Source organism: Paracoccus sp. PAMC 22219 (assembly GCF_000787695.1).
GTDB lineage: Bacteria > Pseudomonadota > Alphaproteobacteria > Rhodobacterales > Rhodobacteraceae > Paracoccus.
Genome location: NZ_BBPH01000065.1, coordinates 1 through 2272, shown reverse-complemented (window position 1 = coordinate 2272; position 2272 = coordinate 1). Strand labels below are relative to the sequence as shown.

The 2272-nt window shown below is 54.3% G+C and carries 3 protein-coding genes; 2 read left to right on the top strand and 1 reads right to left on the bottom strand.

Annotation, left to right across the window (positions count from 1 at the left end; genetic code table 11):
* The coding region (locus TY51_RS23305; protein WP_231558967.1) for a hypothetical protein at positions 1 to 232 on the top strand (232 nt) is incomplete at its 5' end.
* 238 nt (positions 233 to 470) lie between these two features.
* Positions 471 to 1451, top strand: coding sequence for an IS110 family transposase (locus TY51_RS07980; protein ID WP_042248093.1), 981 nt, complete (start codon positions 471 to 473; stop codon positions 1449 to 1451).
* A 173-nt stretch (positions 1452 to 1624) separates the two neighbouring features.
* Here the strand turns inward: TY51_RS07980 and TY51_RS22570 are convergent.
* A partial coding sequence (locus TY51_RS22570; RefSeq protein WP_197054694.1) for a hypothetical protein occupies positions 1625 to 2272 on the bottom strand: 648 nt, incomplete at its 5' end.

Below are 2272 nucleotides of genomic sequence, written 5' to 3'. Positions count from 1 at the left end.
ACCGCCGCAATGGGAAAATCAAGCGGACAAGGGGGTGGTGCGGCCCGCAGCCGAAGGCGAGGACACGGCCCCGCAGGACGTGCAGCATTTTCATGTTGCGGTGGGGGACCAGTGGTCCCCAAACGGGCAGGCGCGCAGCGCCTGGCCCAACAAGGGCAGGGGGCGTTTGGCTTGTCCAAATCCCCCCTGCGTCTCGATCGCCGCGCCCCGCGCGGGGATCTCGCTATTCTGAAAGAGGCCGCGGTGGGTCTGTGCCGCAGCTGCCGCAAGCCGCACCCGGTTGCCCACAGGCCCTTTTATGTTGCCCCTGGGACGTGACCGTCACCGGAACGTCTCCCCGGGCAGCCTGCGATGTGGGATGCTCGGGTGGGGATTGGACCGTCAGGCCCTGGGTTTTTCAGAGCCGCGAGCAAGTAAGGTCGGTCCCCTTCAACGGTTTTTGGGCCTGAACAGATAAGAGGGAGTCTTCGATGTCCCGGATAAAAGGAAAGGCGACGACCAATCAGACATCATCGGAAACGGTGGTCGTTGGCGTCGATGTCAGCAAAAAATGGCTCGACGTTTTTTTGCATCCCATAGGTGAACGTGTCCGTGTTGCGAACGACGCCACAGGCATTGGCAAGCTTTTGTCGTGCTGCTTGACCAACTCCGCCAAGCTGGTGGTGATGGAAGCGACAGGCCGGTATCACCGGACGGCACACACCGCTTTGCACGAGGCGGGTATCAAGGTCGCAATCATCAACCCTTATCGGACCAGGCGGTTCGCGGATGTCCTTGGTCGCCTTGCCAAGACGGACGAGATTGATGCCGAAGTCTTGGCCCGGTTCGCGACCATCATGAAGCCTGCGCCTACCGAACCATCGACAGCAACGATGACGAGGATCAAAGAGATTGTCGTTGCCCGACGCCAAGTTATCAACGAGCGCCTCGTGCTGGAGAACCAATGCGAGGAGGCAACGTCAGACATCGTGAAAGACCTTGCAGCCGAGCGGATCGCCCTCTGCCGACGACATTGCGACGTTCTTGATGCCGAATTGCAGGCGGTTATGAAGTCAGACCCGCAGATCGCGGGGCAATACGCAATCCTGACGTCAATCCCGGGGATTGGACCGACAACAGCGGCGACACTTCTAGCGGAGATGAAAGAGCTGGGCAGCGCCAATGCAGCCGAGGTCGCGGCACTTGCTGGATTGGCGCCAATGAACCGGGACTCGGGGATGATGAGGGGCCGAAAGACGATCCGCAGCGGGCGGGTCATGGCCCGGAACACCCTCTACATGGCGAGCGTCAGCGCCGTCCGGTGGAACTGTGATCTCAAGGCGTTCTACGAACGTCTGCGAAAGGCAGGCAAGCCGTTCAAGGTTGCGATCACGGCTGTCATGCGAAAACTTCTGATCCTTGCGAACACCCTGCTGAAGGACGGCAGGGCATGGTCGGCGACCCCGCCCTGAACCGCCTTTGACTGTTCTGCTTTTGTGGGAGTCAGCAAGCTGGATGAGATAGCCTCTTATAAATTGCGGCAGCCAAAGGGCTGCGGGCGCATTCAGAGGTCTGGGCACTTCAAAATCAAACTAGCAGCGGCAATAAAATAAACCAACACAAGGAGCACACTCGAATCTCTAATTTATATCGGATCGCATGTGGCTCCTGCAGACCCATTTATGTCGCTTATATGGGTAAGATAGAGATCTACTGTAACCTTTTCAATCCTTCTCAATTCCTCTATGGTCATAACGGTTTGCCCATATGCATACCTCTCCACTGCTCCGTGAAATCCGGCCATGCCAATTAATTCAGAATGCTTAAACGATCGCATTATTTTATGGGTAGCATCCATGAATTTCACTTCACCATTGAATCTGGCCCCAACTATTCTCTGCCCATTCGAAAATTTAAAATTGACATCTATGTCATGAGCGGGAACCGTAATTTCGGCCGTTGCTACTCCTCCTAAAGCACCACTTTGGAAAGAATGAGGTCTGCTAGCGGAGACGGTTATTTCTACATACCCAAACATTTTATCATAGGTAAACTCTCCCGCAGTGCTATTGCAATACATTTCAGTTTCAGCGTGAATGTTATTAGGAAATTTTATAATTGAGCTTCTGGCAGATCCCGTGCCAAATCTTCCTTCCACTGTATCACTAAATATATGTGACTGAACATTATTTCCATTTAGTACAAGCAGACCCTTACCAAGTGCACTGATTTCCGTTGCCCATACACCATTATTAGTTCTATCTTCAGCCAGTAATCCTTGAGGTACAGCAGG